At 42.6% G+C, this 25,312-nt stretch carries 29 protein-coding genes; 16 read left to right on the top strand and 13 right to left on the bottom strand.

What is annotated here, in order from left to right; translation table 11 throughout:
- The first annotated feature begins 285 nt into the window (after positions 1 to 285).
- Positions 286 to 1,866, top strand: coding sequence for an ABC-F family ATP-binding cassette domain-containing protein (locus ACTWPX_RS14495; RefSeq protein ID WP_443120361.1), 1,581 nt, complete (start codon positions 286 to 288; stop codon positions 1,864 to 1,866).
- A 228-nt stretch (positions 1,867 to 2,094) separates the two neighbouring features.
- On the opposite strand, the gene ACTWPX_RS14500 is transcribed toward ACTWPX_RS14495, so the two are convergent.
- Positions 2,095 to 2,964: a DMT family transporter gene (locus tag ACTWPX_RS14500; RefSeq protein ID WP_443120362.1), complete on the bottom strand. Its 870-nt coding sequence runs from the start codon at positions 2,962 to 2,964 to the stop codon at positions 2,095 to 2,097.
- A gap of 168 nt (positions 2,965 to 3,132) precedes the next feature.
- Here ACTWPX_RS14500 and ACTWPX_RS14505 point away from each other — a divergent pair, with 168 nt between their 5' ends.
- Both ACTWPX_RS14505 and ACTWPX_RS14510 read left to right on the top strand, forming a co-directional pair.
- Positions 3,133 to 3,405 carry a hypothetical protein gene (locus ACTWPX_RS14505; protein WP_128523753.1) on the top strand — a complete coding sequence of 91 codons (273 nt, stop codon included), beginning with the start codon at positions 3,133 to 3,135 and terminating at the stop codon, positions 3,403 to 3,405.
- A gap of 41 nt (positions 3,406 to 3,446) precedes the next feature.
- The gene (locus tag ACTWPX_RS14510) at positions 3,447 to 4,010 is read left to right on the top strand and encodes a GNAT family N-acetyltransferase (RefSeq protein ID WP_443120363.1); all 564 of its coding nucleotides are present in this window, start codon (positions 3,447 to 3,449) and stop codon (positions 4,008 to 4,010) included.
- A gap of 22 nt (positions 4,011 to 4,032) precedes the next feature.
- On the opposite strand, the gene ACTWPX_RS14515 is transcribed toward ACTWPX_RS14510, so the two are convergent.
- Positions 4,033 to 5,493: a SulP family inorganic anion transporter gene (locus ACTWPX_RS14515; RefSeq protein ID WP_443120364.1), complete on the bottom strand. Its 1,461-nt coding sequence runs from the start codon at positions 5,491 to 5,493 to the stop codon at positions 4,033 to 4,035.
- 279 nt (positions 5,494 to 5,772) lie between these two features.
- Between ACTWPX_RS14515 and ACTWPX_RS14520 the strand changes: the two genes are divergently transcribed.
- Both ACTWPX_RS14520 and ACTWPX_RS14525 read left to right on the top strand, forming a co-directional pair.
- On the top strand, positions 5,773 to 6,192 hold the full coding sequence (locus ACTWPX_RS14520; protein WP_443120365.1) for a universal stress protein: 420 nt from the start codon (positions 5,773 to 5,775) through the stop codon (positions 6,190 to 6,192).
- Between the two features lie 28 nt (positions 6,193 to 6,220).
- On the top strand, positions 6,221 to 6,427 hold the full coding sequence (locus tag ACTWPX_RS14525) for a zinc ribbon domain-containing protein (protein ID WP_443120366.1): 207 nt from the start codon (positions 6,221 to 6,223) through the stop codon (positions 6,425 to 6,427).
- Between the two features lie 156 nt (positions 6,428 to 6,583).
- On the opposite strand, the gene ACTWPX_RS14530 is transcribed toward ACTWPX_RS14525, so the two are convergent.
- The 3 genes from ACTWPX_RS14530 to ACTWPX_RS14540 all read right to left on the bottom strand — a co-directional run bounded on the left by ACTWPX_RS14530 (position 6,584) and on the right by ACTWPX_RS14540 (position 9,511).
- Positions 6,584 to 8,227 carry a putative ABC transporter permease subunit gene (locus ACTWPX_RS14530; protein WP_443120367.1) on the bottom strand — a complete coding sequence of 548 codons (1,644 nt, stop codon included), beginning with the start codon at positions 8,225 to 8,227 and terminating at the stop codon, positions 6,584 to 6,586.
- Positions 8,220 to 8,942, bottom strand: a complete 723-nt coding sequence (locus ACTWPX_RS14535; RefSeq protein WP_443120368.1) for an ABC transporter ATP-binding protein — start codon at positions 8,940 to 8,942, stop codon at positions 8,220 to 8,222. The genes ACTWPX_RS14530 and ACTWPX_RS14535 overlap by 8 nt, the downstream gene beginning before the upstream one ends.
- 62 nt (positions 8,943 to 9,004) lie before the next feature.
- Positions 9,005 to 9,511 carry a GNAT family N-acetyltransferase gene (locus ACTWPX_RS14540; RefSeq protein ID WP_443120369.1) on the bottom strand — a complete coding sequence of 169 codons (507 nt, stop codon included), beginning with the start codon at positions 9,509 to 9,511 and terminating at the stop codon, positions 9,005 to 9,007.
- Positions 9,512 to 9,594: 83 nt separating this feature from the next.
- Here ACTWPX_RS14540 and ACTWPX_RS14545 point away from each other — a divergent pair, with 83 nt between their 5' ends.
- Positions 9,595 to 10,155, top strand: coding sequence for a sugar O-acetyltransferase (locus ACTWPX_RS14545; RefSeq protein ID WP_443120370.1), 561 nt, complete (start codon positions 9,595 to 9,597; stop codon positions 10,153 to 10,155).
- A gap of 84 nt (positions 10,156 to 10,239) precedes the next feature.
- Entirely contained in the window at positions 10,240 to 10,995 is a 756-nt protein-coding gene (map, locus tag ACTWPX_RS14550) for a type I methionyl aminopeptidase (RefSeq protein WP_443120371.1), read from the top strand.
- Positions 10,996 to 11,118: 123 nt separating this feature from the next.
- Here the strand turns inward: map and ACTWPX_RS14555 are convergent, their stop codons facing one another.
- The 3 genes from ACTWPX_RS14555 to ACTWPX_RS14565 form a co-directional block, all read right to left on the bottom strand.
- Positions 11,119 to 11,316 carry a cold-shock protein gene (locus ACTWPX_RS14555; RefSeq protein ID WP_089653196.1) on the bottom strand — a complete coding sequence of 66 codons (198 nt, stop codon included), beginning with the start codon at positions 11,314 to 11,316 and terminating at the stop codon, positions 11,119 to 11,121.
- Positions 11,317 to 11,512: 196 nt separating this feature from the next.
- Entirely contained in the window at positions 11,513 to 12,364 is an 852-nt protein-coding gene (locus ACTWPX_RS14560; RefSeq protein ID WP_443120372.1) for a hypothetical protein, read from the bottom strand.
- Positions 12,365 to 12,384: 20 nt separating this feature from the next.
- Positions 12,385 to 13,212: an alpha/beta fold hydrolase gene (locus ACTWPX_RS14565; RefSeq protein ID WP_443120373.1), complete on the bottom strand. Its 828-nt coding sequence runs from the start codon at positions 13,210 to 13,212 to the stop codon at positions 12,385 to 12,387.
- Positions 13,213 to 13,307: 95 nt separating this feature from the next.
- Here ACTWPX_RS14565 and ACTWPX_RS14570 point away from each other — a divergent pair, with 95 nt between their 5' ends.
- A complete protein-coding gene (locus ACTWPX_RS14570; protein WP_443120374.1) occupies positions 13,308 to 14,093 on the top strand; it encodes a cobalamin-binding protein in 786 nt (261 codons plus the stop codon).
- An 11-nt stretch (positions 14,094 to 14,104) separates the two neighbouring features.
- On the opposite strand, the gene ACTWPX_RS14575 is transcribed toward ACTWPX_RS14570, so the two are convergent.
- Both ACTWPX_RS14575 and nhaC read right to left on the bottom strand, forming a co-directional pair.
- Complete coding sequence (locus tag ACTWPX_RS14575; RefSeq protein WP_443120375.1) at positions 14,105 to 14,938, bottom strand: MBL fold metallo-hydrolase; 834 nt, start codon at positions 14,936 to 14,938, stop codon at positions 14,105 to 14,107.
- A gap of 219 nt (positions 14,939 to 15,157) precedes the next feature.
- The gene (nhaC, locus tag ACTWPX_RS14580; protein ID WP_443120376.1) at positions 15,158 to 16,567 is read right to left on the bottom strand and encodes a Na+/H+ antiporter NhaC; all 1,410 of its coding nucleotides are present in this window, start codon (positions 16,565 to 16,567) and stop codon (positions 15,158 to 15,160) included.
- Positions 16,568 to 17,052: 485 nt separating this feature from the next.
- On the opposite strand from nhaC, the gene ACTWPX_RS14585 reads away from it, so the two are divergent.
- The 4 genes from ACTWPX_RS14585 (at position 17,053) to ACTWPX_RS14600 (ending at position 19,248) form a co-directional block, all read left to right on the top strand.
- Positions 17,053 to 17,793 carry an AzlC family ABC transporter permease gene (locus tag ACTWPX_RS14585; RefSeq protein ID WP_443120377.1) on the top strand — a complete coding sequence of 247 codons (741 nt, stop codon included), beginning with the start codon at positions 17,053 to 17,055 and terminating at the stop codon, positions 17,791 to 17,793.
- Complete coding sequence (locus tag ACTWPX_RS14590; RefSeq protein ID WP_443120378.1) at positions 17,790 to 18,083, top strand: AzlD domain-containing protein; 294 nt, start codon at positions 17,790 to 17,792, stop codon at positions 18,081 to 18,083. The genes ACTWPX_RS14585 and ACTWPX_RS14590 overlap by 4 nt, the downstream gene beginning before the upstream one ends.
- Positions 18,084 to 18,144: 61 nt before the next feature.
- Positions 18,145 to 18,630, top strand: coding sequence for a hypothetical protein (locus tag ACTWPX_RS14595; RefSeq protein ID WP_443120379.1), 486 nt, complete (start codon positions 18,145 to 18,147; stop codon positions 18,628 to 18,630).
- Positions 18,631 to 18,714: 84 nt separating this feature from the next.
- Positions 18,715 to 19,248, top strand: coding sequence for a GNAT family N-acetyltransferase (locus ACTWPX_RS14600; RefSeq protein ID WP_443120380.1), 534 nt, complete (start codon positions 18,715 to 18,717; stop codon positions 19,246 to 19,248).
- Positions 19,249 to 19,290: 42 nt separating this feature from the next.
- On the opposite strand, the gene ACTWPX_RS14605 is transcribed toward ACTWPX_RS14600, so the two are convergent.
- Positions 19,291 to 19,425: a hypothetical protein gene (locus tag ACTWPX_RS14605; protein ID WP_443120381.1), complete on the bottom strand. Its 135-nt coding sequence runs from the start codon at positions 19,423 to 19,425 to the stop codon at positions 19,291 to 19,293.
- Between the two features lie 155 nt (positions 19,426 to 19,580).
- Complete coding sequence (locus ACTWPX_RS14610) at positions 19,581 to 20,450, bottom strand: cation diffusion facilitator family transporter (RefSeq protein WP_443120382.1); 870 nt, start codon at positions 20,448 to 20,450, stop codon at positions 19,581 to 19,583.
- A gap of 354 nt (positions 20,451 to 20,804) precedes the next feature.
- On the opposite strand from ACTWPX_RS14610, the gene wrbA reads away from it, so the two are divergent.
- The 3 genes from wrbA (at position 20,805) to ACTWPX_RS14625 (ending at position 23,154) form a co-directional block, all read left to right on the top strand.
- On the top strand, positions 20,805 to 21,410 hold the full coding sequence (gene wrbA / locus ACTWPX_RS14615; RefSeq protein ID WP_443120383.1) for an NAD(P)H:quinone oxidoreductase: 606 nt from the start codon (positions 20,805 to 20,807) through the stop codon (positions 21,408 to 21,410).
- Positions 21,411 to 21,810: 400 nt separating this feature from the next.
- Complete coding sequence (locus ACTWPX_RS14620) at positions 21,811 to 22,047, top strand: IDEAL domain-containing protein (protein ID WP_443120384.1); 237 nt, start codon at positions 21,811 to 21,813, stop codon at positions 22,045 to 22,047.
- A 279-nt stretch (positions 22,048 to 22,326) separates the two neighbouring features.
- Positions 22,327 to 23,154: a M15 family metallopeptidase gene (locus tag ACTWPX_RS14625; RefSeq protein WP_443120385.1), complete on the top strand. Its 828-nt coding sequence runs from the start codon at positions 22,327 to 22,329 to the stop codon at positions 23,152 to 23,154.
- Between the two features lie 44 nt (positions 23,155 to 23,198).
- Here ACTWPX_RS14625 and ACTWPX_RS14630 read toward each other — a convergent pair whose 3' ends face one another.
- Complete coding sequence (locus tag ACTWPX_RS14630) at positions 23,199 to 23,819, bottom strand: NAD(P)-dependent oxidoreductase (protein WP_443120386.1); 621 nt, start codon at positions 23,817 to 23,819, stop codon at positions 23,199 to 23,201.
- A 101-nt stretch (positions 23,820 to 23,920) separates the two neighbouring features.
- Between ACTWPX_RS14630 and ACTWPX_RS14635 the strand changes: the two genes are divergently transcribed.
- Positions 23,921 to 25,216, top strand: coding sequence for an MFS transporter (locus tag ACTWPX_RS14635; RefSeq protein WP_443120387.1), 1,296 nt, complete (start codon positions 23,921 to 23,923; stop codon positions 25,214 to 25,216).
- Positions 25,217 to 25,312 lie beyond the last annotated feature (96 nt).

Genomic DNA, 25,312 nt, shown 5'->3' on the forward strand with positions numbered 1-25,312 from the left:
ATATTTGAGTTCACTCGTTCCAGATACAGGATTAGTCTGTCCTTTTTTTAAAAAAGCTGTATTAGATATTGTTCAGAGGAGCGCCATGCAATCTAACTGCGTTTTACTTCACTACTTTGCAGAACAATTCCTTCCTCCTCATATGAAAAATTGAACACTGCTATTCTCAGCCCATTAAAAAAGGAACTTCCATTGCTTATTCAGCACCTTTTGACAATATGTCTTGGTGTCATTACAGCAATAACAGACGTATGCCTCTCTGGGACGGAACAGGGAGGTTTTTTTATGTTGAAAATGAAAGCTATGAATATAAGATACGAAATTGGCGAACGGGAAATCTTGAACATCAAAGAGCTTCGCATACATGAAGGGGAGCGTATTGGTTTGGTCGGGAAAAATGGAGAAGGGAAGACCCTGCTTATAAAATATTTGATGGGGGAATTGGACGTCATACCACAGATAGAGTGGCACACGACTTACGGATGGATGAAGCAGCTGAATGAAGACCTTGAAATATCATCTTCACTCAGTGGCGGGGAGAAAACCTTAGCGAAGCTTGAATCATTGTTTGAAAGTGGTCCCCCATTGCTTTTTCTAGATGAACCGACGAACAATTTAGATTGGCACCATGTAGAGAAGCTGGAGGGTGAACTTCTTCAGCATAAGGGAGCCTATGTCATTGTGTCGCACGATCGAATGCTATTAAATCGCACCTGTGAGAAAATTTGGGAATTGGCTGACGGAAAAATAAGAGTCTTTAATGGCGATTATTTTTTTTATGAAGAGCAAAAAAGGTTAGAAATTCAGAAGCAATATGAAAAGCATGAACAGTATCTTAAAGAGAAAAAAAGAATAGAAGAAAGAGTTCGTCAAAAGCGGGATCAGTCAAAAGGAATGAGGAAACCCCCGAAAAGGATGGGTAATTCGGAATGGCAATTGGGGAAAAATAAAGCTGCGGCACAGCAAAAGAAAGTAGAACGAGTAAGTAAGACGCTTGAGCGAAGATTGGAGCGTATAGAAAAAGTCGAAAAGCCGATGGAGTGGGATGAGGTCAAGATGGAATTTGAGCAAATACAACCGGTGACTCAGAAAATGATCGGCAGACTTGAAGTGATGAATGTAGTGGCAGGGCAAAAACTCTTATTTCGTACGAAACCCCTCGTGTGGAAAACAGGTTCAAAAACAGCTTTGATCGGGAAGAGTGGGGCAGGGAAGTCCACCCTGATTCAATGCCTCTTGAATAGTAAGGAATGGTTTCCGGACGGCGTCGAAATCGGTTATCTGCATCAAGCTTTAGAAGAAATGCCATTAGAAGAAATGGTATATGACTATGTAAGTGAAGGCAGCCCTCTTTCAGAAACGAACATCCGGATCATCTTAGCAAGATTGAAATTCTTTACGGAAGACATGAACAAACTACTGTATCAGTTAAGTGGGGGGGAGCGTGTAAAGCTGGGTCTTGCTCGTTTAATGACAAGCGGTTCACCAATTCTTATCATGGATGAACCGACGAATCATTTAGATCTTGAAGCTATTAAAGCATTGGAGCAATTGATCGTGGATTATCCAGGGACGATTCTTTTCGTTTCCCATGATCGGGAGTTTATTAACAGGACAGCAGATCATTTATGGATGATTGAGAATGGAGAAATGAAAGGTTTTGATGGAACCTGGGCTGAATGGCAGGAATATTTGCAGTCACCTCCTGAAGCTGATGAAGAAGTTTATGATCAGATGGCCCTGGAAACGAAATTGTCTGAGTTAGTCAGTCGATTGAGTGTGCCTGGACCGAAAGATAAGCTGGAAGATTTGGAAACAGCTTATCAAGATACTTTAGCTAAATTGAAGATGGCGAAGAGGAAATGAAAAGAGATTGCGGCAAAAGAACTTTTCCGCTAGAGAACCCGAACGAATTCGTTCGGGTTCTCTTTATGAAGCAAAAAATACCACGCCGCTCCATTTAATCCATTCTACCCTATTGTTCGTCATTTCCAGTGGCAGTCAGTATTTTGTCGCAGCCCCTTTTCTGCCTTTAGAACTATAAAGCTCCTGCTTGGCTTCCTTATCAGTGATTTAATATGCTTGTCGAAAATCTCAGGCAGTCTCTGCATTTTTTGCCTCTTTGTTATTTTTCAAGAACATATACAAAGAAGCGCCGAAGATGGTGATATATCCCAGTATGCTGAGGATGTCAGGAATTTGTCCGAATAAGAAAATACTAATCAGTGCGGAATAAACGACTGTGGAATAGAAGAAAATCGAAATCTCCCGTGCGGGCGCGTATTTGTATGCAATGGTCAGTCCAAATTGACCTAAAGTCGCAAAAGCACCTGCGGATAGCAGGTACACCCACTGCTTTCCTGTCATCGGCTCATAAAACGCTATAGTAAAAGGCAACAAGGTTACTGTCGTGAAAAAGGAAAAATAAAAGACGATGGTGTAGAATTTTTCTTTATCTCCTAACACACGTAATAAAGTATAGGCTCCTGCTGCGAATACAGCGGAAAAGATTCCGGCTAAGTAAGGGATGAGTTCAAGAGAAAAGGCGGGCTTGATGATAAACAACGTGCCTAAGAAAGCGATGATTATGGCTAGTACTTGATACATACGTGCTTTCTCTTTCAAAAAGATAGCTGAAAATATAATCAATAAAAATGGGCTCAACTTGTTGAGCATGTCCGCGTCAGAGAGGACAAGGTTATCAATGGCATAAAAAAACAGGACCATACCGATAGTGCCAAGTGCTGAACGGGAAAGTAACAGCTTTTGGTGCTCTTTTTTACCGAACAAACGCTCTTTATTGTATAGAACGAAACCGAATGCGATGATCGCAGACACCAGGTTACGGAATAGAGTCTTTTGAACTGTCGGTACATCTCCTGATAGCTTGACGAGCGCAGCCATCATCGAGAAGCCGAAAGCGGATATGAGTAGTAAGATAATTCCTTTATTACGATCGCTCATGATAGTCCTCCCTCTTGTGTTTAGGTTGTGCAAAAAAAACACCTTTACCATCCTAATATAAAAATGAAGGGAAGGAAAGTTATATCGCTTTCTTTTATCTGGCACAGGCACTCAACTACTATATAAGTTATAATCAGGTTAGAAGTTTAGGAAGAAAGGACGATTCTTTTGATTTGCTCTCAGTCTGTTTTTGTGAAAACACGTGTGATTGAAAACAACCAACAACATTATATAGAGCATCAGGAGACCCTGGATCTGTATGAGGATGAAATCGTCACTCCGACAGAGAAATTCGTATTGAAAGATGTTCATGATGTTTCTTATAAAGGCTTGACAGGTACCTATGGATTTCTATATTTGCACACCATCAAGGGGGTACGCACCTATATGGTGAAGGAGCACCCTGCCGAGTGGATGGAATCATTCCGGGCTCTTTTTTAAGGTGAACGCATGAGAATACATCATAGGACGTGATACGTTTAATGGACGTTGTAGAAGAGAATGATCGTATATATTTGAGAGAAGTTCTGCCAGAAGATTGGGCAGCATTCCAACCTTATTCTTCTAATGAGGAAACAGTGAAATACCAGCCCTGGGGGCCGAATACTCCAGATGACTGCAAATTTTTTGTTCGGCAGGCTATGCTCGACAGAATGCAAAGGCACCGCGGCCGCTTTGTATTTGTTATTGTTGAAAAGAGTTCTGGGGCAGTTGTAGGAAATGTTGAAATGAACATAAGAGACTGGGACGGAGTGGGGGAGGTCGGCTTCATTATCCATCAGGACCGTTGGGGGGAAGGTTTTGCCACCGAGGCGACTCTGCTGATGCTTAACTATTGCTTTGTAACTTGTGAGCTCCACCGCGTTGTTGCTACGTCTTCTCCGCAGAACCTGCCTTCCATCCGGGTTTTGGAAAAAATAGGAATGATCAAAGAAGGGATGCTGAGGAAGGATTTATTGATTAAGGGCGAGTGGAGAGATTCCTTAGTATATAGCATGTTGAGAGAAGAATGGAATGAAGAAAATAAACAAAACGCAAAGCCCTGAATTCAAAGGCTTTGCGTTTTGTTTAATGATTAGATAAAGTATCATGAATCGCTAAACGTTTTACGAGTTGAGAGCTATCTTTATTCAAACCGACGATTTCGACATCCACATCATGTTCCCGGTATTTTAAGACAAGCTTATCGAGAGCAGCTACGGCAGAGTCATCCCATACATGGGCTTCCGAAAATACGATCACTACTTTTTTTGCATCGACATTATAATCGAAATGTTTCAGTAAATTTTCTATAGAAGCAAAGAATACTTGACCGCGGACTTTATAAACCAATGTCATCGTGCTTTCTTCATAAACTTTCTCTACATGAATCTTAGAAATCTTAGCTACGAAGAAAATAGCGCTCAAGATGACTCCAGCTAAAACGCCTTTAGACAAATCGTGTGTCTTTACGACTGTTCCGACGGTAACCACCATCACGACTGAGTCTGTGAGAGGCACTTTGTGGAATCTTGTTAAGGAACTCCAATCAAATGTACCGATGGAAACCATAACCATGACCCCTACAAGAACTGCCATGGGAATCTGCACCAGTAAATCGTTGAAAACGATTATGAGGAGCATCATGAAAATTCCAGCGACCAAAGTGGATAAGCGTCCGCGACCGCCAGAAGAAACATTGATGACAGATTGCCCGATCATTGCGCAGCCAGCCATTCCGCCAAAGAGCCCTGACACTACGTTAGCCATCCCTTGTCCCCTTGCTTCTTTGTTTTTATCACTGACTGTATCTGTCATATCATCAACGATTTGAGCAGTCAGCAACGATTCAAGTAACCCGACAAAGGCGAGAGCTAGAGAAATCGGAAAAATGATTTGCAACGTTTCAAAGGTCAATGGGATGTCAGGAAGTAAGAAAATGGGCAATGTACTTGATAGCTCGCCCATATCTCCGACGGTTTTCAGTCCTGCTCCCGTCGAGACGGCTACAATTGTCATGACGACGATTGCGACGAGCGGTGACGGTACAGCCTTAGTGAATTTTGGTAAAATGTATATGATAGCAAGTGAACCTATGACCATCGCATACATGGCCCAACCGGCCCCTTCGAAGTGAGGGAGCTGGGAAGTGAAAATAAGAATACCAAGGGCATTGACGAAGCCGATCATGACAGACCTTGGAATGAACTTCATGAATTGACCGATTTTAAGTGCCCCTAATACGAATTGTAAAATACCAGTCAAAATCGTAGCAGCAAGCAAGTATTCCAGCCCATGTTCACTCACTAAGGTGATCATCAATAGTGCCATTGCACCGGTCGCGGCAGAAATCATGCCAGGACGACCACCCATAAAAGCGATGACGACAGCGATGCAGAAGGAAGCGTACAAACCTACCATGGGGTCGACTCCAGCGATGATAGAGAAAGCTATCGCTTCAGGGATGAGCGCCATTGCCACGACCAACCCTGAGAGCGTATCGTTTTTTACGTTTCCAAACCATTGTTGTTTAAGTGTTTCAGTGTTCAAATTCGCACCTCTCTCAAAATATTACTTATGCTATCCGTGATAGCATATAAATCCGGCAAAACCGAGGAAAATTATATCACCATCTGGGAAAAATACATAATCGGATGTAAGCGCATAAATTCAGCTGATACTCTCTCATTCGCTAATATTCATTGTTTTAGAGGGTGCTACCACATAAATGACAAAATTTTGGACTATCAGCAGTTCTCTGCACTGGAATTGTAAAACATGGTAAAATAAACGGAAAATATGATCGCAGTGGCAGAAGGGGGCTTCCTTTTGTATAAAAAGATTTTGTTAGCAGCAGATGGCTCAGAACATTCCATACGAGCTGCAAAGCGTGCAGCTGAACTCTCTTCACTTCAAAGGGCAGGGGAAGTCACAGTAATCTATGTGGTTTATGGAGATCAATCTAAATCCGATGTATTGACCAGAGGGAATAAAGAGACAATCGATCAACGCCGTCACCAGCGGCTTCGTCCCATCGAAAACATTCTTAGTGAGGAAAATGTCTTCTTCAACATAGAAATACGGCATGGAGCCCCTGGTCCGTCTATAGTCAAGTATGCCAACGAAGGAGAATTCGATCTCGTCATCATCGGAAGCAGAGGTTTGAATACACTCCAAGAAATGGTATTGGGTAGTGTGAGTCATAAAGTAGCCAAACGGGCAAAATGTCCTGTCATGATTGTGAAGTAATTTATTTGAAAAAGGGAGGCTTCTTCAAATGAGCGAACAAGGATGTATCAAATGTGGAAGTAAAGATGCGGATCAAAAGGATGTTTCAATGACTGGTGCAGGGTTGTCAAAAATGTTCGATGTCCAGAACAACCAATTTACTGTAGTGTTTTGTAAGAACTGTGGGTATTCGGAGTTCTATAACAAGAATGCCTCCAAAGCGGGTAATATTTTCGACTTTTTCTTCGGAGGATAATGATTGTATGTCAACTCTCTAATGAACAGGCAGTACCCAAAAACACGATCTGAGCAGCTACTCAGATCGTGTTTTTCTTTTTCAAGTCTCCCACTATTAAGAATTTATTTGCTGTTACAGGTGTTCCGATTATTCCAGATGATTGATCTGTTATCGCTAGCTGATCTGATGATATTTGGATTTAACCACAAACTTCAACCCTACATGACTGATCGCTGTCAGCAAGGTAAGTATAGACAAAAGGACTGCTGAGACCGACCAGATCCCCTTGAGCCCACCTATGTTCCAAAGGACAAGAATAATCACTCCGAAAACCACCGCTTCAATCGCCAACGGAGCTATTCCGATGAACCTCCCTTTAAAAACTTCCCTTTCGTCTGTCCAATTAAGCTTCGGACTGGTGAAATCGACGACCAAGCCTGCAATACTGGCAATCCAGCTCAATACTAAGGAAAGCACAAACCATATTCCCCAGATTGTGAAGGGGACATTGAGTATAAATAAGGCGGCAGCACTGATCAGCAGCATGGACAACAAATTCATGAAAAAGGATGTCCAGAGCTTACTCAAAATCACCGTACTTGGTGGGATAGGTAAATGAAGATGTGTGTTCCAGCTTTTCCCATCTCTTGAAATGGACGAAAAAGAGGCTGGATTAATTCCGAAAGCAATAACAGAAAAACCGAACATGCCCAGAATCGCTTTTTTACCATCTATATCATTCAGTTGAGTTCCCATCTCTGTGAGCGGTCCATTTGGATCAAGAAGGATGATGATGATCAGGAAGACGGGTAGAAAGAGACTCTGAACCACGATTTGTGTGAAGAAAGTCGGCGTTCGGAAAATGATTTTCATTTCTTTTCTCCACAAACTATATAAAACCGGTTGCTGCTTTAATTTTTTCTGGATATTCTCTTCTTTGAAAGTACTTCTTTTCCCACCGGAGAGTCCAAGCACCCCTTTAAAGTAAAATTTCTGGCCGATTGTTAAAAACAGCACGATAGCGCCTGCGGAAAGAACGATCATAAGGATAAAGTATGAAATACCGCTGAGTGTTCCTGGCTGAGTAAGGGCAATGCTGCTGAAATAGGCGCTCGGGAAAAATTTCGTAACAAGTTCCAGGAGTGCATTTTGTTCAGTGACCATATTGGCAATGTCGCTGTTTGAACCACCTGAATCCAGTCGAATGAGGACATTGATACCTATTGCGAATACGAATCCGAGCAGACCTACGAGCACTTTTGTCCGGTCTTTGTTCTTCGATATATTGGCAAAGCGCATGATGAACATGAGCACGATGGAGGTGAGTACAAACGGAATGATGGGAGTCAGTAACCATAGGATGAGAGCGAATAAGTAATAGAGCAGCCCGGAGCCACTATGTAGGCCGTAAAATATCAGGGACGGCAATAATAGGACGCTGTTCAATCCATATAAGGATAAAAAGGGAACCGCTGACTTCCCGGATAATATTTGATAAGGCTGAAAAGGAAGTGCGATAAAGGATTCCACGTCTTCAGCAAAATAAAAAGAGCTGAGTACAGTTCCTATACTGATAAAACAAAAGGCAAAGGTCATCATGACGAAGAGGAGACCCAGAATTACGCTTTCATTTCCTGTCGGGGCGAGCGCCGCATACATATTACCGATCAGACCTTGGATGAAGAACAATATAAGCAGGCCGAAAGGGATCATCATTAGACCTACCAGAACGTAACCGAATTTCTCCATGGAACTCTTGCCAGCCATCGACAATTGCATTTTGACCATGATTTTCATTAGTTTCCATGCTTTACCCATTTTGAGTCAACTCCAAGAAAAGGCGCTCAAGGTTGTCGTCTTCTTTGAATTGCTGCCTCATTTCAGCCATATTGCCTTGGAATTGCACGTGGCCATTATTGATAATAGCTACTTCGTCACATAACTGTTCGACGACTTCTAAGACATGTGTTGAGAAAAATACGATTTTACCTCTGGCTGCATGTTCACGCATCATTTCCTTTAATGTATAGGAAGATTTAGGGTCAAGTCCTGTCAAAGGCTCGTCGAGTATCCATACATCTGGATCATGCAGGAGTACACCGCTGACGACGATTTTTTGACGCATCCCGTGCGAATAGGTTTGGATGTGATCATCCAGTGCTTCATAAATACCGAAGCTTTTGGTCAAGTATTCGATTTTTTCCTTTCTGACCTGCTTCGGTACATGAAAAACGTCAGCAATGAAATTCAAATATTCGATCCCTTTTAACCTTAGAAAGATGTCAGACCGATCTGGTACGTAACCGAATAAGTGCTTTGCCTTCATCGGAGCTTCTGCCACATCGACACCGTTTATCCTAATTGAACCTTCATCTATAGGTAAGATTCCTGTCATCATTTTAATCGTTGTTGATTTACCAGCACCGTTCGGCCCAAGAAAACCGAAGATCTTACCATCAGGAATATTCAAATAAAGATCTTTGACAGCCTGTTTACCAGGGAAGCTTTTTGAGATGTGATTGATTTCAATCATAATTTCCACCCTTTCCCACAAAATACCTTCGCTTACTCATACGTTTGAGGGTGTCAGACGTTTCATTGTTTGAGAAAAAGTTCCATGTGTTCTTCATCTAAGTACCGATCTGGCAGCTTGATCGCTTTGCGTTCGACACCATAGGATTCGAACCCCAGTTTCTCATAGAGTTTTTTCGCAGGTTGATTGTCCGTTACTACACTTAAATGGAGAACTTCTAAGTGAATGGCTTGAGAAAAAAGAATGACCTCCTGGATCAACAGCTCTGCCCCGCCTTTTCTTCTGTTTTCCGGTGTTATGTACATCGCTACGATCGATGCTTTGTGAGCGAATTTTGGATGAGCTTCTTTAATTAAAGTAACCACCCCGACAAGAGTTTCTTCCGAGAAAAGACCAAAGGTGCGGGATGTTTTGCTATCCAAACGATCGGCTGTCGTTTTTATTGGGTCAGGTCTTTGTTTTTCTTGTTCATAAGTTGTGATAAAGGCATCTGGGTTGGTTAATAATGCTTCTAGACGGAGTTCGTAATACCGTGCAGCATCTGAACCATTCAATTCACGTGTTTGCATAGGGGGTTACCTCCTTCATTTCTCCCTAGATTAGCGAAAATATATGGTAAAGTAAAGGAAGAACTTAACATAAGGTAGAGGTGATGGGTGTGACGGAAAAAGAAAAAATGTTAACTGGAGAATTATACGAACCATGGGATGATGAGTTGATAATTGAAAGATCTCGTGCAAGGCAGTTGACTAATTCACTGAACCAGACAAAGGATTCTGAGAATCACTACCGAAATCAATTGATTGAAGATTTATTTGGAACTATTGAAGGAGAAATGGGTCTCGAGCCCCCTTTTTATTGTGATTATGGATACAATATCCACGTAGGGGAGCGGTTCTTTGCTAATTTCAACTGTGTATTTTTAGATGTTTGTCCAATCACAATCGGAAAACGTGTATTGATTGGTCCGAATGTCCAATTATATACAGCCACTCACCCTATCGATAGGAAAACGCGCGCAAGTGGATTGGAAGCTGGAAAACCGATTACGATTGGAAATGACGTCTGGATAGGAGGAAGTGCAGTCGTTAACCCAGGAGTAACAATCGGAGATAACGTCATTATTGGTGCGGGAGCTGTAGTGACGAAAGACGTGCCCGCCAATGTGTTTGTCGGTGGAAATCCTGCCAAACCGATTAAAGACATAGAATGAGCATCCGGGGTGGTCGTTTCTTCATTTTTTCGTTATCATACTAATGGATACTTGCATATGTAAAAAGTAGAGAGGATTGAACATATGATTAAACGTAAGAGTCAAAGAGAAATTGAAAAGATGCACGAAGCAGGGAAGTTGTTAGCAAGTGTACACAAACAACTTCGTACATTTATAAAACCAGGTGTTACGACTATGGAAATCGAAAATTTCGTTGAAAAATATCTGGCAGAGCGTGGGGCGACAGGGGAACAAAAAGGGTACCAGGGATACGAATTCACTACATGCGCCTCGATTAATGATGAGATTTGTCATGGCTTCCCTCGAAAAGAGCAGCTTGAAGAGAGGGACATTGTTACAATTGACATGGTTGTAAACTTGAATGGATTCCTGGCAGACTCTGCATGGACGCATGCGGTCGGTGAAGTCAGTGAGGAAGCCCAAAAACTGATGGATGTTACCAAAACATCGTTGTATAAAGGAATAGAGCAGGCAGTACCGGGTAATCGAATCGGTGATATCGGCCATGCCATCCAAGCTTATGCAGAAGGGGAGGGGTATTCGGTTGTCCGTGATTTCACCGGACACGGCATCGGTGAATCCATTCATGAAGATCCCTATATTCCTCACTTTGGCGCAGCTGGAAAAGGCGCCCGATTGAAAGAGGGGATGGTCATTACCATTGAGCCGATGATCAATATCGGCGGATGGGCCAGTCAAATGGATGAAAATAACTGGACGGCTCGCACAGTTGATGGCACATTGTCCGCTCAATATGAGCACACAGTAGCCGTTACAAAAGAGGGACCGGTCATTTTGACAGAACAGGATGTAGAGTAGAGAGAAGAACAGACCGGGGATTCCCCGGTCTGTTTTTTACTTTGGAAATTGTGCTTCACGTGATACAAAAAACTTTATTGCATAAAAAAACTCCCCTGCGACAGGGGAGTTTTTTATACGTCCTTATTTTTGAACGTTAGCTGCTTGTGGTCCACGCTGACCTTCTTCAATTTCGAAAGAAACAACTTGTCCTTCTTCAAGGGATTTGAATCCTTCTTCTTGAATAGCAGAGAAGTGTACGAAGACGTCGTCTTGACCTTCTACTTCAATAAATCCGAAACCTTTTTCTGCGTTAAACCATTTTACTGTACCTTCGACCATGTACAATTACCTCCTGCGTGGAAAAATTCCACATTGTATTACTATTCTTGCTCTTTCAAGTTCCATCAAGACGACATCTTTTGAAACATCTTCTCTTGCATGAATCTTATCGAACAATGAATAATTAACTTCAGTATAACAGATGGTCCAAATGAAATAAAGGCCTTTTGTTAAAAAAACGGTTCAACTTAAAAGATCATTCTTGGGCCTGTGTCAGGTAAGCTTGGTTCAGGAGTGAAAAGAGGGATTTTTCTACAAGAGAATCGACATCGTCTTTATGAATTTTGGCTAATTCATAAAGCGTGCTGCTTTGTTCTAAAAGATGACCGACGACTAACCATCCTGTATAATTGGCTTCTTTTTCATAACCGGATGCTCCTGTCCCTTTGGTGAAAGAATAGAGCGCTTCATAATCGGTGCGGTGTAAATGTGGGAGTATGTTGATCATGACCCGGTTCGGCTCACGGCTGCACTTCTCTTTATTCCAGGTAGAGGAACGTTCTGCCACTTCATCACTTTGGAGGAGCACTTGTGTTGTGTGTAAAGAAAGTCCTTCTTGAAAAATCAGTTGTCCGAGAGTCCGTGTATGACTGGGTGCAAGCCCTGATTGACTGCAATGCACAACACGTGTCAATTCCTGACATAGTCTTGTTCTGCTTGATGCGAGTTCGACAGGGAAGCAAAGGGTATATCGATGATCGTCTTTAACGATAAATGGATCTGTTTCGAATGTGCCGACAAAAAACAGGACTGTAAGGTGTACCGGTTCAGTGCACTGGAGCGTCTGCTTAATTGATTCCACTTGTTCACTCAATGCGACAGAATCAACTTCAAAGAATTGGATCTTTTCATAGACGTGAGTGTACTGATCCCATGCGTACTCCAGCATTTCTTTGGCTAATTGATCCTGATGGTAACCAGGTGGTGTATATGGAAAGGCGTAATGCTCCACCCATAGCTGATAACGCTGGTGTGGCGGAACTTGGGCAGCTTGATCATAAAACTTCAAGAACTTGTCTAACATCTGTGTGCTTTTTACAACATCCATGATGATCCCCTCCGAGTGGTTTAGGATTGACTCAAAAATTCCAACCGTTTCTTCCATACTTCCTGAGCATCTTTTCCAATCCAAATCAAATGACTGTCTGCATCCACTTCGAAAATTTCACAATCGGGAACTGAGGATTTCAATAACAAAGCATTGGTGTAGGGAACACTTCTATCTTTTTGTGAATACATCCCCAATACAGGGACATCTAAACGGTTCATATCAGGAACCGTGTGTTCTAAGTCATTCGTGAAGCCTTTTCCTGATTGAGAGGTAGATAACATATCATAAATGAAGCGGCGGTCATTAGGTGAGAGCCGTTCTAGATAGGCGTCCACATCTTCTGTCGTCATTTCTGAAAGAAGTTGTTTCATAATAAGATCGGGGAAAAACTTGAGCAACGTTCTTAAACTGCCCCAAACAATTCTTTCGGCAGGACCGAAGAGGATTTTCGCCTTTTGTTTGGTTTTTTTGTTCCAGGGGCTGGTTAATGCCGCTTCCATCAAGAGCTTATTTACACGTTCAGGATGACTGGAGGCTAAGGCGATTCCTGTTGGGCCAGCAGCTGATATTGCGATAACGCTCACACTTTCAATATTTAAATGATCAAGTATTTCTACAATGGTCTCAGCGAATTCCTCAGGTGTTCTTCCAGTGGATGGTTCCGTATAATCGTAACCAGGCCTGGAAACCGTCAATAAAGAAAAGCCTTCATAAACGAGACTGCTGTGGGACAGGTCGGTATTCCGGGTGGAGTGACCGCCTTTCAACAACAATAGTGCCGGTCCAACACCTTTATATGTAAATTCAACTATCCCTCTCGTCGTATCAAGGAGTGTAGTGGTCATGGGATCATCCCTTTCTTCCTTTTTCCATAACTTAAATATAAGCTATAATGAAAGAAAATGAAACATCAGAGGATTCTGAAAAAAGAGGTGAGAATGTGAGAATTGTGTCGATTTGCCCTAGTAATACCGAAATTATCGCCTATCTTGACCGCGTACATCTGTTGGTTGGTGTCGACAATTATTCTGATTACCCTGCCCAAGTGGAGAGATTGCCTAAACTTGGACCTGACTTATCTATTGATATAGAAAAAGTAGCAGAACTGCAACCAGATTTAGTTCTTGCTTCCTTGTCTGTTCCAGGTATGGAGAAAAATATTGAAGGTCTGGATGAATATGGTCTACCTTATATTATATTGAATCCAAACAGTATTTATGAGATTTCAGAAGATATTCGCCGGGTGGGAAAAGCCATTGGTATCGAAGCGGAAGCAAATACGAAAGCGCATACATTTATTTTGGAGATAGAGAAATTCAAAACAAGAGCTGAGCAGAGTGGAGATAAGCCTTCTCTTTACTGGGAATGGTGGCCGAAACCTGTATTTACACCAGGAGGGATGAACTGGTTGACAGAAATCAGTGAGCTTGCAGGTGCCTACAACATTTTTCGAGATGAAAATACAGCAAGTGTCCAGACTGATTGGGAAGATGTGAAGCGGCGAGATCCGGATCATATATGCATGGTGTGGGTCGGAGTGAAAGAAGAAAAGATGAATCCTGATCTAATAAGAAAGAGACCGGGGTGGGATGAACTAACCGCAGTTAAGCAGGACCGTATTCATGTTTTGGAAGAATCCCTTTTCTGTCGTCCGAGTCCGAGGCTTCTCGTGGGATTGAGGAAAATCGAAGAGATTATCAGCAAGGAAAAAGGCAACCCCTTCTAAGGGTTACCTTATTAGTGTTCCTTGTTTTTATGTTTGGGTACCGCTAATTCCTTGAAGTTTGTTGCAAGGTCACTTAATTGATTGGCTAATAATTCATCTTCCATTGGTAATCCATGGCCGGTCACCGCAACTGCTGGATTCAGCTTTGCTAATTTCTGGACAGATTTTTCTGCTTCATTCCAGTTGTGTGTGAAATAAGCCGGTGGGCCGTGAACATGTTGATGTTGGATGAAAACAGCCAAGCTTGATTCCTGTTTGACTGTAATGAAAGCGTCTCCTGTAATCAATGTACGGTCTTTGTCCCGGAATAAGGAGATATGCCCAGGGGTATGACCTGGAGTATGAATCACCCGCCATTCTTTTAAGAAGGGGAGATTGCCATCATTAGGAATGGGGTGAATATACTTGCTTAAGTCTACAGGGTCTGTCGGGAAAAAAGGGGACATAATAGCAAAGAGCCCTCCTCCTACTGTTGCATCTCCTACAGGGTAGTCCCGTTTACCTGTGACATAGTCCATTTCCATAGGATGTATATAGATAGGAACCCGCCAATGATCTGCTAATTTCTTCGCTGAACCGACATGATCAAAGTGGCCATGTGTCAGAATGATGGCTTGAGGAGGCTTGCCTCCATAGCGTTTTTCCGCTGCTTCCATAATTCTCTTGCTATAATGACCAATCCCGCAATCTACGAGCACCCAATCATCTGCGCCTTCTTTGCCAAGAAAAATCACATTGGCGATCAAGGTCCGGTAAAAAGCAACATCGTCAAGAACTTGTTCTGCTTCAGCATGGGCCATATGCCAATTTTCATTTGTTTCTTCATGGTGTTCGAATTGATCCATCCATTCCACCTCTTTATTCGATGAGCCGTTTCTTGGTAGTTTGGTTTGTTTCAACCGGATTATTCAATAGATGAGAACTTATAATGAGCAGAACCCTGAATTTCAATGATAGTGAACCGGATTCGCAGCCTTTAGAAAAAATTACATTTTTGGTGTTGGAATTTAATTTATGATGGAACCATTCAAAAAGCGCCCCCGTCTTCGGAGGCGCTTTGATTTTTAATTGGCTTTTTCAAGCGATTGTATATTCTCAGATCCTTTTGGGGTTAATGTTTTTCCAGTGAACCCGAAGAGAATTGTCAAAAGCGGACTGAGTAAACAGAAGAAAGCGAACGGCAAATAATCCAATACGGGTACACCGAGCACATCTGCCAAAAATACTCCACAGACGCTCCATGGTACAAGGGGATTAATGACAGTGCCTGCATCTTCAAGTGTCCTTGATAGGTTTTTTCTGGCTAATCCAGCTTTTTCATACACGTCTTGATAGGCTTCACCAGTGAGCAGAATTGAAAGGTATTGCTCACCAATGGCGATATTGATGCCAATGGCGGTGAATGCCGTTGATAATGTCGCTGATCTAGCCGTTCTCAACGATTTTTGCAACCGTGACAGGATAGACGGAATGACTCCCGTGACAAAGAACAACCCACCAAGAGCCAGGGCTAAAATGACCAGGGAAACAGTGAAAAGCATCCCATTCATTCCTCCGCGTGTGAGTAGTTCATTGACGACTTCATTACCTGTATCGGCTTGGAAACCATCGAACCATGTACCCCAGAGGGCCCCCCATTCCAAGACACCGCGGAAACCTGCAATCAAAGTAGCAATGATACTGCTTGTTGCTAAGGATAGAAAAGCCGGTCGTTTAGTGATGGTCATTGCAATTAATGCAGCTAAAGGAATCCACGAACTCCAGTGCATCAAGCCTGCGTCAGCTAAACCTGTCTGGAAGCTATTCAGCTGCTCGACATTTGCACTTCCCTCAGGAGATAAAAAGATAAAGAGGACGAAAGCGATGATAAAGGAAGGAATCGTCGTCCATGTCATATTCTTGATATGATCAAAAAGGTCTACTTTCACTACAGTAGAAGCTAAATTGGTCGTATCGGATAATGGAGACATTTTATCACCGAAGAATGCACCGGAAACGATAGCACCTGCAGTCATAGCTAAGGAAACATCCATGGATTGAGCAACACCGATAAAAGCGACACCGACAGTAGCGGCAGTGGTGAAAGAGCTGCCGAGAGCGATCCCGATGATTGCCGTTACAGCAAAAATGATTGCTAAGAACCAGGGCCCTCCAGCTAGCAGGAATCCTGTGTTTATCAATACAGGAATCGTACCGCTGGCCATCCAGCTGGAAATCAAAATTCCGATGATGAAAAATAATAGCACGGCACCCATGCCTGTCTGTGCACCCTGTGTCATCCCGTATTGAAGATCTTTAAAAGACATCTTTTTCATGAAACCATACAGAAGCATCACAAGGATTCCGATTAAAATAGGAACATGGGGAACGGTTTGGATCGAGATGATAAAATAGCTGATGATTCCAATGGTGGTGAGCAATAGTAGACTTGCTTCTAAGATAGTCGGCAATTTCTTTGGTTGTAAATGCAGCATAATGGTTCCTCCTTTTTTTCTCCATAACAAAAAGCTCCGCCCTGAAACAGGGACGAAGCTCAGACTCCGCGGTACCACCCTTGTTGGTAAATATATTACCCACTTGTTTGGTGTATCACTTTTCAAAGAATACTGTAATTCGATAAACGAACAGCCCAAGTTTCCACCATTCACCTGGTCTCTGATTGCTGCTTTTCGACTATCTACTGCGATATTCGTGATACAATCTATTCTTTTTCGCTTAAACGCTTTTAAGTAATGAAGTGTTGTGAATTCATCATAAAAGAATCATCACCGCTTGTCAATACTTTTCAGGCTTGATGGAGGGAGTTTTTTAAAACCATTAAATTCCTGGGTGGGTAACAAAAAAAGGAGAGGTGCTCTTAGGTCATTTCATCTTATTCATAAAATTAAACGAGCCACCTTCAAAAGAAGATGCTGGTCGTGTATAATGGTGGAAATTTGAAAAACAGGGGGACTGGGGCATGGAATCTCAAGCGATTGAACGCTCTGCCTCATCAAGTCGTTTACATATGATTCAAAGAGGAATAGTTGCAGGATTACCCATTATGCTCGGGTACTTACCGATTGCATTAACCTACGGGGTACTGGCCAGTCAAACTGGGATGACCAATCTTGAACTTACGCTGATGAGTGTACTTGTATTTGCGGGAGCAGCCCAGTTTCTAGCTGTTGGGATGGTTGCGACAGGGACAGGAATCATTGAGGTCATTATCGCAACCTTCGTTCTCAACTTCAGACACTTTGTAATGAGTCTTTCTTTTGTCAATCGCTTAAAGACCATCGCTCTTCGTGCAAAATTACCATTAACTCTAGGTTTGACGGACGAAACATTCACGATGTCCGCACTTTATCGGAAAGAAGCGAAAGAAACACATGGCGGGCTGTTCTATACTTCATTGATTTTAACTGCTTATATATCTTGGGTGGGAGGCTCTTATCTAGGTGGAGTCCTCGGTGACGTTATGCCTTCCAGGCTGAGTGATAGTATGGGAATTGCGCTTTATGCTATGTTCATCGGTTTGCTTATTCCTTCAGTTAAAAAAAATGTCCGCATTGCATTGATAGCCATTTTAGCGATGTTGATTAACTTTATGTGTCAGACTTTCGGGATGAACCAGGGTTGGGCGATTGTAATTGGAACTGTTGTCGGAGGGTTCAGCGGGATTTGGATCTTAGATGATGGAGAGGAGGTTGAGGGATGATTATTTGGATGATCATCGGAATGGCTGTTGTTACCGCGATTCCCCGTTTGGTTCCTGCGCTGATAGTGGATTTCATTACATTCCCTAAGTGGATGGATCGGTGGTTGAATGCTATTCCTTATGCTGCTCTGGGAGCTTTAATCTTCCCGGGGATCATGAGTGTAAAACCAGATGCCCCCCAAATAGGTGTGATGGCTGGTTTAGTGACGATTTTTTTGGCTTGGTTGAATATTCATATCATTTTCGTCGTTCTTGGTGCCATCGGCTCTGTTTTTTTTCTGACGCTGTAATCACACCTGCCTATGTGGTGCATATCGTATAGGGATACTTCCGAGAAAGGAATTGATCGTTATGGACCGACAGCAAGGATTTCCTTTTGGGCAGATATGGCCTGGGCAAGGACCGCCATTCGGGGGAGGCCCTGGCCGACCACCGCAAGGACCGCCATTCGGGGGAGGCCCTGGCCGACCACCGCAAGGACCGCCATTCGGGGGAGGCCCTGGCCAACCGCCGCAAGGACCACCATTCGGAGGAGGGCCTGGCCAACCGCCGCAGGGACCCCCACCCGGAGGAGGACCAGGCGGACAATTGCCGCCACCTCCAACATCGCCACCACAAGCACAAAATGCTACGCTGTTTGCCGTGGATCCAGGGTCATTATTCGGATGTTTGTACCGGTACACATGGATTCGTCTTGAAAATGGGCGTTCATTCTGGTTCTATCCGACATTCATAGGCAGAACTTCGGTAGCAGGGTACCGCTGGCAACGGCGACAACGCCAGTGGATATACACAGGGTTTGACACACGCCATATCTCCAGTTTTCAATGTAGATGAACAAATGGGTGAAAAGATGATGCCATACGAGCATCGTCTTTTTTTGTTACAATATAAAAAAAGAGGATGGAAGGGAAGAGGGAAATGCCTGAAGTAAGAGTTGCCCATTTTGAAGATGCAGAAACCATCGCTGAAATTCATGTGAAAAGCTGGAAATCCACTTATAAAGATTTGATTGATGAAAGAGACTTAAGCAACACGACAGTAGAACACCGGATTGCATTATGGGAAACGGTATTGCGGACGCCTGTGAATGGTCAAATCGCTTTCGTTATCGAAAACGATGAGAAGGAAGTCGTCGGTTTCGTCTCTGGCGGAAAAGAGCGCACGAAAAACTATGGATTTGATGGAGAAATCTATGCGATTTATTTATTGGATGAGTATCAAGGTCAAGGGTATGGTAAGCAGTTATTAAAGGTGTTTGCAGAAGGAATGGAAAAAGCGGGTTATGAGTCACTACTTGTATGGGTGCTTACCCATAATCCTTCCAGCAGGTTTTATATAAAGTATGGAGCAGATCCGATTGAAGCTGAAACGGTGACTATCGGGCAAGGAACCTATGAGGAAACGGCCTATGGTTGGAATGACCTGAAGGAACTGATACATAAATTCTCCTGATTAAAAAATGCCATTTCTAGCGAGACCATTGAAAAGCCCTTTTCAATCTAGTGGAGCTGTTAAATTTTGTTGTTGCTTCTCACGAATCACCTGTCGGTTGATGCTTGCTGTGGGTATGCGTGGACAAAGGAGGTTGGCGATATTCACCATCAATATCAAACGATAAGTAAAGCTCATGGAGGAGTAAGACCCCAAATGTCTCATCGAAATGATAAAAGAAGCCGAGTTGCACTATAAAATCGTGCAACTCGGCTTCTTTATTTGCTGCATAGCTCAAAAGTTGCGGTTCTTCAGTGGCATCCTTCTAGCAGGTGCAGTTTTTTGTGGTTTTTTTATTTTTCATAGGGTTCAATATGAAGGTGGGCGTAACCGATGTTCTGTTCTTTTTCAAGAAGCTCTTCTACTTCATCAGTAATATCATGCCCTTGTTGGATGGTAATGTCTGGATTGACATGAATAGTCGCTTCCACAAGTGTCTGGTTCCCTTGCATTCTCGCTTTGACATCTTTCACAGACCATACACCAGGATGGGCAGCAATAGTTTCCCGGATATGTTCAATTTCTCCTTCATCGAATCCATCTGTCAAACTGTGTGTTGATGTTTTAAAGATGTCCCATGCTGTCTTGCAAATTATCAAACCTACCACCAATCCTGCTAAAGGATCCAGCCAGAAGACACCAAATTGAGCACCGAAAATTCCAATGCTTGCCCCAATACTTACCAAGGCATCCGAACGGTTATCCTGAGCAGCGGCGTAGATAGCACTACTGTTGATTTTTTTCGACAAATTCAAGTTGTAACGGTAGACGGCATACATGACAAATGCAGCCACTAAAGCAGTCCATGCGGTCACCATGGCCGGTTCTCCAGCACGCTGGTTGATAATATCTTGCACCGTTCCGATAATGACCTCGATTCCAACTGTCATCATAATGAAAGCGGCGATTAAAGAAGCGATGGTTTCTGCGCGGAAATGTCCGTAATGGTGGTCTTCATCCGGTGGTTTTCTCGATATTTTCAATCCCACTAAAACGGCCACAGAGGCGATGACATCGGTAGTATTGTTAAGACCATCTGCACGCAGTGCCTCTGAATTTCCGAAGGAGGCGATAATCAGTTTAGCCGTTGCAAGAAGCAAATAGGCAATAATACTGACCCAGGCTCCGCGTTCCCCCATTTTCAAATTTGAATATTCACTCATCCAAGTACCCCCGAATAAATCAAATAAAAGCAAATCTAAGCTTATCAGACAGGCTTTCAGTAAGTCTAGAGAAAAAAAGCTTTCCTTATTCATATAGCTTGGTGCAGGTAATCATAATTGCCCATGGTCAAAAAAGGTAATCCTCATGAAGATAGGACGAGAATATGAAAAGTGGATCAATTTTGAGTATTATGTTTTGAATAGAAAAGTTTTCTCATATATCTCGAATTAGAGAATCTTTTGTTTGAGTGTTATTTCTCACGGGTATATACTATTTGTGAATCCAAAACCTACTCTTTGGCAACAATAATGGAGGAATCGTAGGTGGAAAAGGAACGAAAAGGAGAGATGAATATGGCAAATGTAAAATTAGCGATTATTTACTACAGTTCGACAGGTACGAACTATCAAATGGCTCAGTGGGCAGAAGAAACGGCCAAACAAGAAGGAGCAGATGTGAAATTAGTCCGTGTTCCTGAATTGGCTCCAATGGAAGCGATTGAACAGAACCCTGCCTGGAAAGAACACTACTTAGCAACTAAAGATGTAGTAACAGAAGCGCAAGTAGATGACCTGGATTGGGCAGATGCTATTCTTTTCAGTATCCCGACTCGTTTCGGTAATGTGCCCGCACAAGTGAAACAGTATATGGATCAAGCAGGTGGGCTATGGTTCCAGGGTAAGCTTGTCAATAAAGTAGTAAGTGCCATGACTTCTGCACAAAACCCACATGGTGGTCAAGAATCCACTTTATTGAATTTCTATACGACGATGTTCCACTGGGGCGCGATCGTTGCTGCACCTGGCTATACAGATGATGCGATTTTCGCTTCCGGAGGTAATCCTTATGGAACAAGCGTAAGTGTTGATGGTGAAGGTAACATGCAAGAGGATGTCGAAGGTGCTGTTCGTCACCAAGTGAAACGTACTCTTGATGTTGCAAATAAATTTGTAGAGTAACAAAAAAGCAGTTCCCTCTTTTAAGGGAGCTGCTTTTTTTGGTCAAGAAAATCATTTGACCAAGTGGATCTTCGGCTCGCGCTGTTCCCAAAGGCGTCACCACTGAACGCCCATCGTGGAATCGACAGTGGCTCATCTTTTCTTTGATTTATAAATGTCTTATCGAAATAAAGTCGACCGGAAAAGAAAGGTTATTGGAAATAGACTACAAATGTCTTTACCAGAAAACTCACTATTAAAATTTACATATTCATTAATCCGCTTTATTTCCCTACATAAGAAGGCTTAGCAGGTTTAAAAATCTTAAAAACGGGAATCATATAACTAAATATTCAGAAAACTTGTTGCGAAATTCTATTAAATCCTGCATAATGAAAAAAAGCATGAAGGGGGTATTCTCATGAGAAAGCAAAAGATTGATTATGTTATCCGTCGCGACCCCGAATACAAAGGGAAAGAGATTACGGCAAAGAGAGAATTGTCCTTTGGAATCCAGCTAGCCTCACGTCTGCTTTTAGATCACTTGAGTTATCAATTTAATAAAGAACGTCTTGATGAGAAAATTAATCTGGCTATTGATAACGGTGATCGTGAAGAATTTGAACGTTTAAGTCAACTGTATCAATCCTACTCATAGGAATAGATGATAGAGCCACTGCCGCTGCAGTGGCTTTTTATTGTGATTAATACCACTCTGTCATCGACGTTATTGTCATAGTAGAACGCTTTACAGCCCCTGCAAGAGAGTAGAGAGGGATTTGCTCTTGATCAAAGTTCATTAGCTCAGCAGATTTTCACCAACATCAAAGAATCAAGTGAAAGAAAAACGGCATCTTGATTTGATGTATCAATATACAACATCTTCCTGAAAATGTTATAGTGATGGTAACAACATAGATTTAGGAAGGTAATTAAATTGAAAAAAGCACTTTTATTAACATTATTAAGTCTTTTATTAGCTGCTTGTTCTCCCGGGTCATTTTCTGCGGAAGAGCCGGAGGAAGAAGTGCCAGCATCATCTACGGTCGACGATGAAGAAGTGAAAGAAAAAGAAAGTACAGAAGCAGATCAAGAAACTGGAACTGAAGAACAAACTGGAGAAGAAGGCGCAAATGAACAGAAAGAAGAAAAAGTCACAGAAGATGGATTGATACAAGTAGATAAGCCGGAGAGCATGACGGTTGTCGTCAATAAAAATCGTAAATTACCTGGTGAATATGTACCACCTGATTTAACTGTGCCTGATGTACCTTTTTACTTCAACGAAGATCACCCAAAAAAACAAATGCGAGAAGAGGCAGCGCGTGCCTTGGAAGAGCTTTTTGCAGCAGCTGAAAAGGACGGATTGGATTTAGTAGCCGCTTCTGGTTACCGCTCTTATGATCGTCAGAAGGAAATTTACGAGCGTAACGTAGAAATATATGGGGAAGAAGAGACGAATACTTTTTCTGCTAAGCCTGGGACGAGTGAGCACCAAACCGGTTTGGCCATGGATGTCACTTCAGCTGAGATGTCTTTTAAGCTAGAGCAATCCTTCGGGAATACGTCAGAAGGTGAGTGGCTTGCTGAACATGCCCATGAGCATGGTTTCATCATCCGCTATATTAAAGGGATGAAAGAAGTGACAGGTTACATGTATGAGCCATGGCACCTCCGCTATGTCGGGGAAGAATACTCCACAGATGTGCATGAACGAGAAGTGACGTTAGAAGAATTTTTCGGATATTATCCATCAGATGAATAAAAAAACTTGAAGCCATTTCTCTTCTGCAAGAGAAATGGCTTCTTTTAATAACAAATTCCTACACGATGGTGTAAGAAACGTTTATGAGTAAGTTCCTCAAAGGCAAATTGGGCTGTATCTTCCACGGTGACTTTTTTTCCGCCTTCTGGTAATAAATCTATTTCATATCTGAGGTTGGTGTGCTGGTCACCGTCTGGTAAATAGGTGGGGCAGACGATGGTCCAATCCAAGTGACTGCCACTGAGGAGCTGGTAGACCTTCACGTGTTCCTTAGCTGCAAATGTCTTCCTCCTTTTCGATTCATCTGTCTCGTACCGATACTTCCCTTGCTCATATCGACTATTCAAAATTCCGGCTGTTCCTATTGTGACGATTCGGCTGATTTGCTGCTTTTTCATTTCGTTGATGATTTTTGGGTACGCGTTTGATAGTGTATCGGTTTTATCTGTACTTAATCCGCTGAAAACCATATCACAGCCCTCGAGGGTCGCGCTGATATCTTTCTCATTAGTCACATCACCGATCACATGCTCAGCTTCAGGAATCACTTCTTCTGCTTTTTTTCGATCTCTGACGAGTACTTTCACTTGCATTTTATTGCTTAAAGCTAACTTTACAACGCTCGATCCGACTCTTCCGGTACCACCGAATACAGCTAGTTTCATGAAATCACCTCTGTAAATTTTTTATAAAATATTGACCGTTTTGAGAATGGTTTGAACATCTTCTGATATGCTTACTTCAAAGGGTGAATGGGGGGAGATATATGAAAAAGAAACCAGTATTGAGTTGGTTATTCTATGATTTTGGTAATTCAGCCTTTGCTACGACGATCATGGCAGCCGTGCTGCCTGTCTTCTATTATGATGTGGCTGCCAAAGGTGTACAGGAATCGTTAGCAGCCAGCTACTGGGGATATTCCCAATCGATCGCTGTTTTAATCGTTGCCATACTTGCACCAGTGTTAGGTGCAATCAGTGACTATTCTGCAGCAAAAAAGAAGTTTCTAATGTTCTTTGCATACATGGGCATGGTAGCGAGTGTGCTGCTAGCTTTCGTTGGTGAAGGTGATTATCTATTCGCATCCCTTTTATTAATCATCGGTACGATTGGTTTCTCAGGGGCGAATGTGTTTTATGACGCTTTTTTACCCGAAGTAGCGGATGAAGACAATATCGACCGGGTTTCAGCGACTGGATTCGCCTTTGGGTATATCGGCGGAGGAGTTCTGTTAGCTATCAACTTACTAATGATCATGAAATATAACTGGTTCGGACTGCCGAATAGCTTAGTCGGTACTCAATTGGCCTTTGTTTCCGTAGGTCTATGGTGGTTTGTCTTTTCCATTCCATTAATCAAAAATGTCGTAGAAGAAAAGAAAGTCCAGCCTGGGAGAACGCAGTCCTATGTAAAAATCGGCTTCAGTCGTCTTGGGCGGACATGGAAAGAATTAAAACACTTCAAACATTTACTTCTGTTTTTGTTAGCCTTTTGGCTATACAATGATGGGATTTCTACGATAATAAAAATGGCTACCATTTATGGACGTGATATTGGCATAGATAGTTCTTCATTGATCATAGCACTTCTGATCACTCAGTTCGTCGGGATTCCTTGTACTTTCTTTTTTGGGTGGCTCGCAGGTAAGATCACCGCTAAACGGGCCTTGATCATTTCCTTGTTCATATACTTAGCCATCATAGGTTTAGGATATTTCATGACAACAGCGTTGCATTTTTATATTTTAGCGATTTGTGTTGGCTTCGTCCAAGGAGGGGCGCAGTCATTAAGCCGTTCGATTTTCGGACGGATGGTCCCGGGCGATCGTCATGCAGAGTTCTTTGGGTTTTATGGTATTTCTTCCAAATTTGCAGCTATTTTCGGACCTTTTGTCTTTGCACTCGTCGGTCAATTGACTGGCTCCAGCCGGTTAGGGATTTTATCACTCATTGTATTTTTCGTGATCGGAATCATCCTTTTGTTTAAGCTGGACGTTGAAAAGGGTGTAGAACAAGCGAAAGCCCATACGAATCCGAATGATGAACCGGTCATCCGATCGTAAGGGTTTTGAAGTGTTGATTGCCGTAACTTCCCCAGTGTGAAAGAAGAGGGGGACGGGGAAACTTTACATTATCCATATTCCCGATCCCTCTCCAAT

The sequence above is a fragment of the Halobacillus sp. H74 genome (assembly GCF_052246715.1).
GTDB classification, from domain to species: Bacteria; Bacillota; Bacilli; order Bacillales; family Halobacillaceae; genus Halobacillus; species Halobacillus litoralis_A.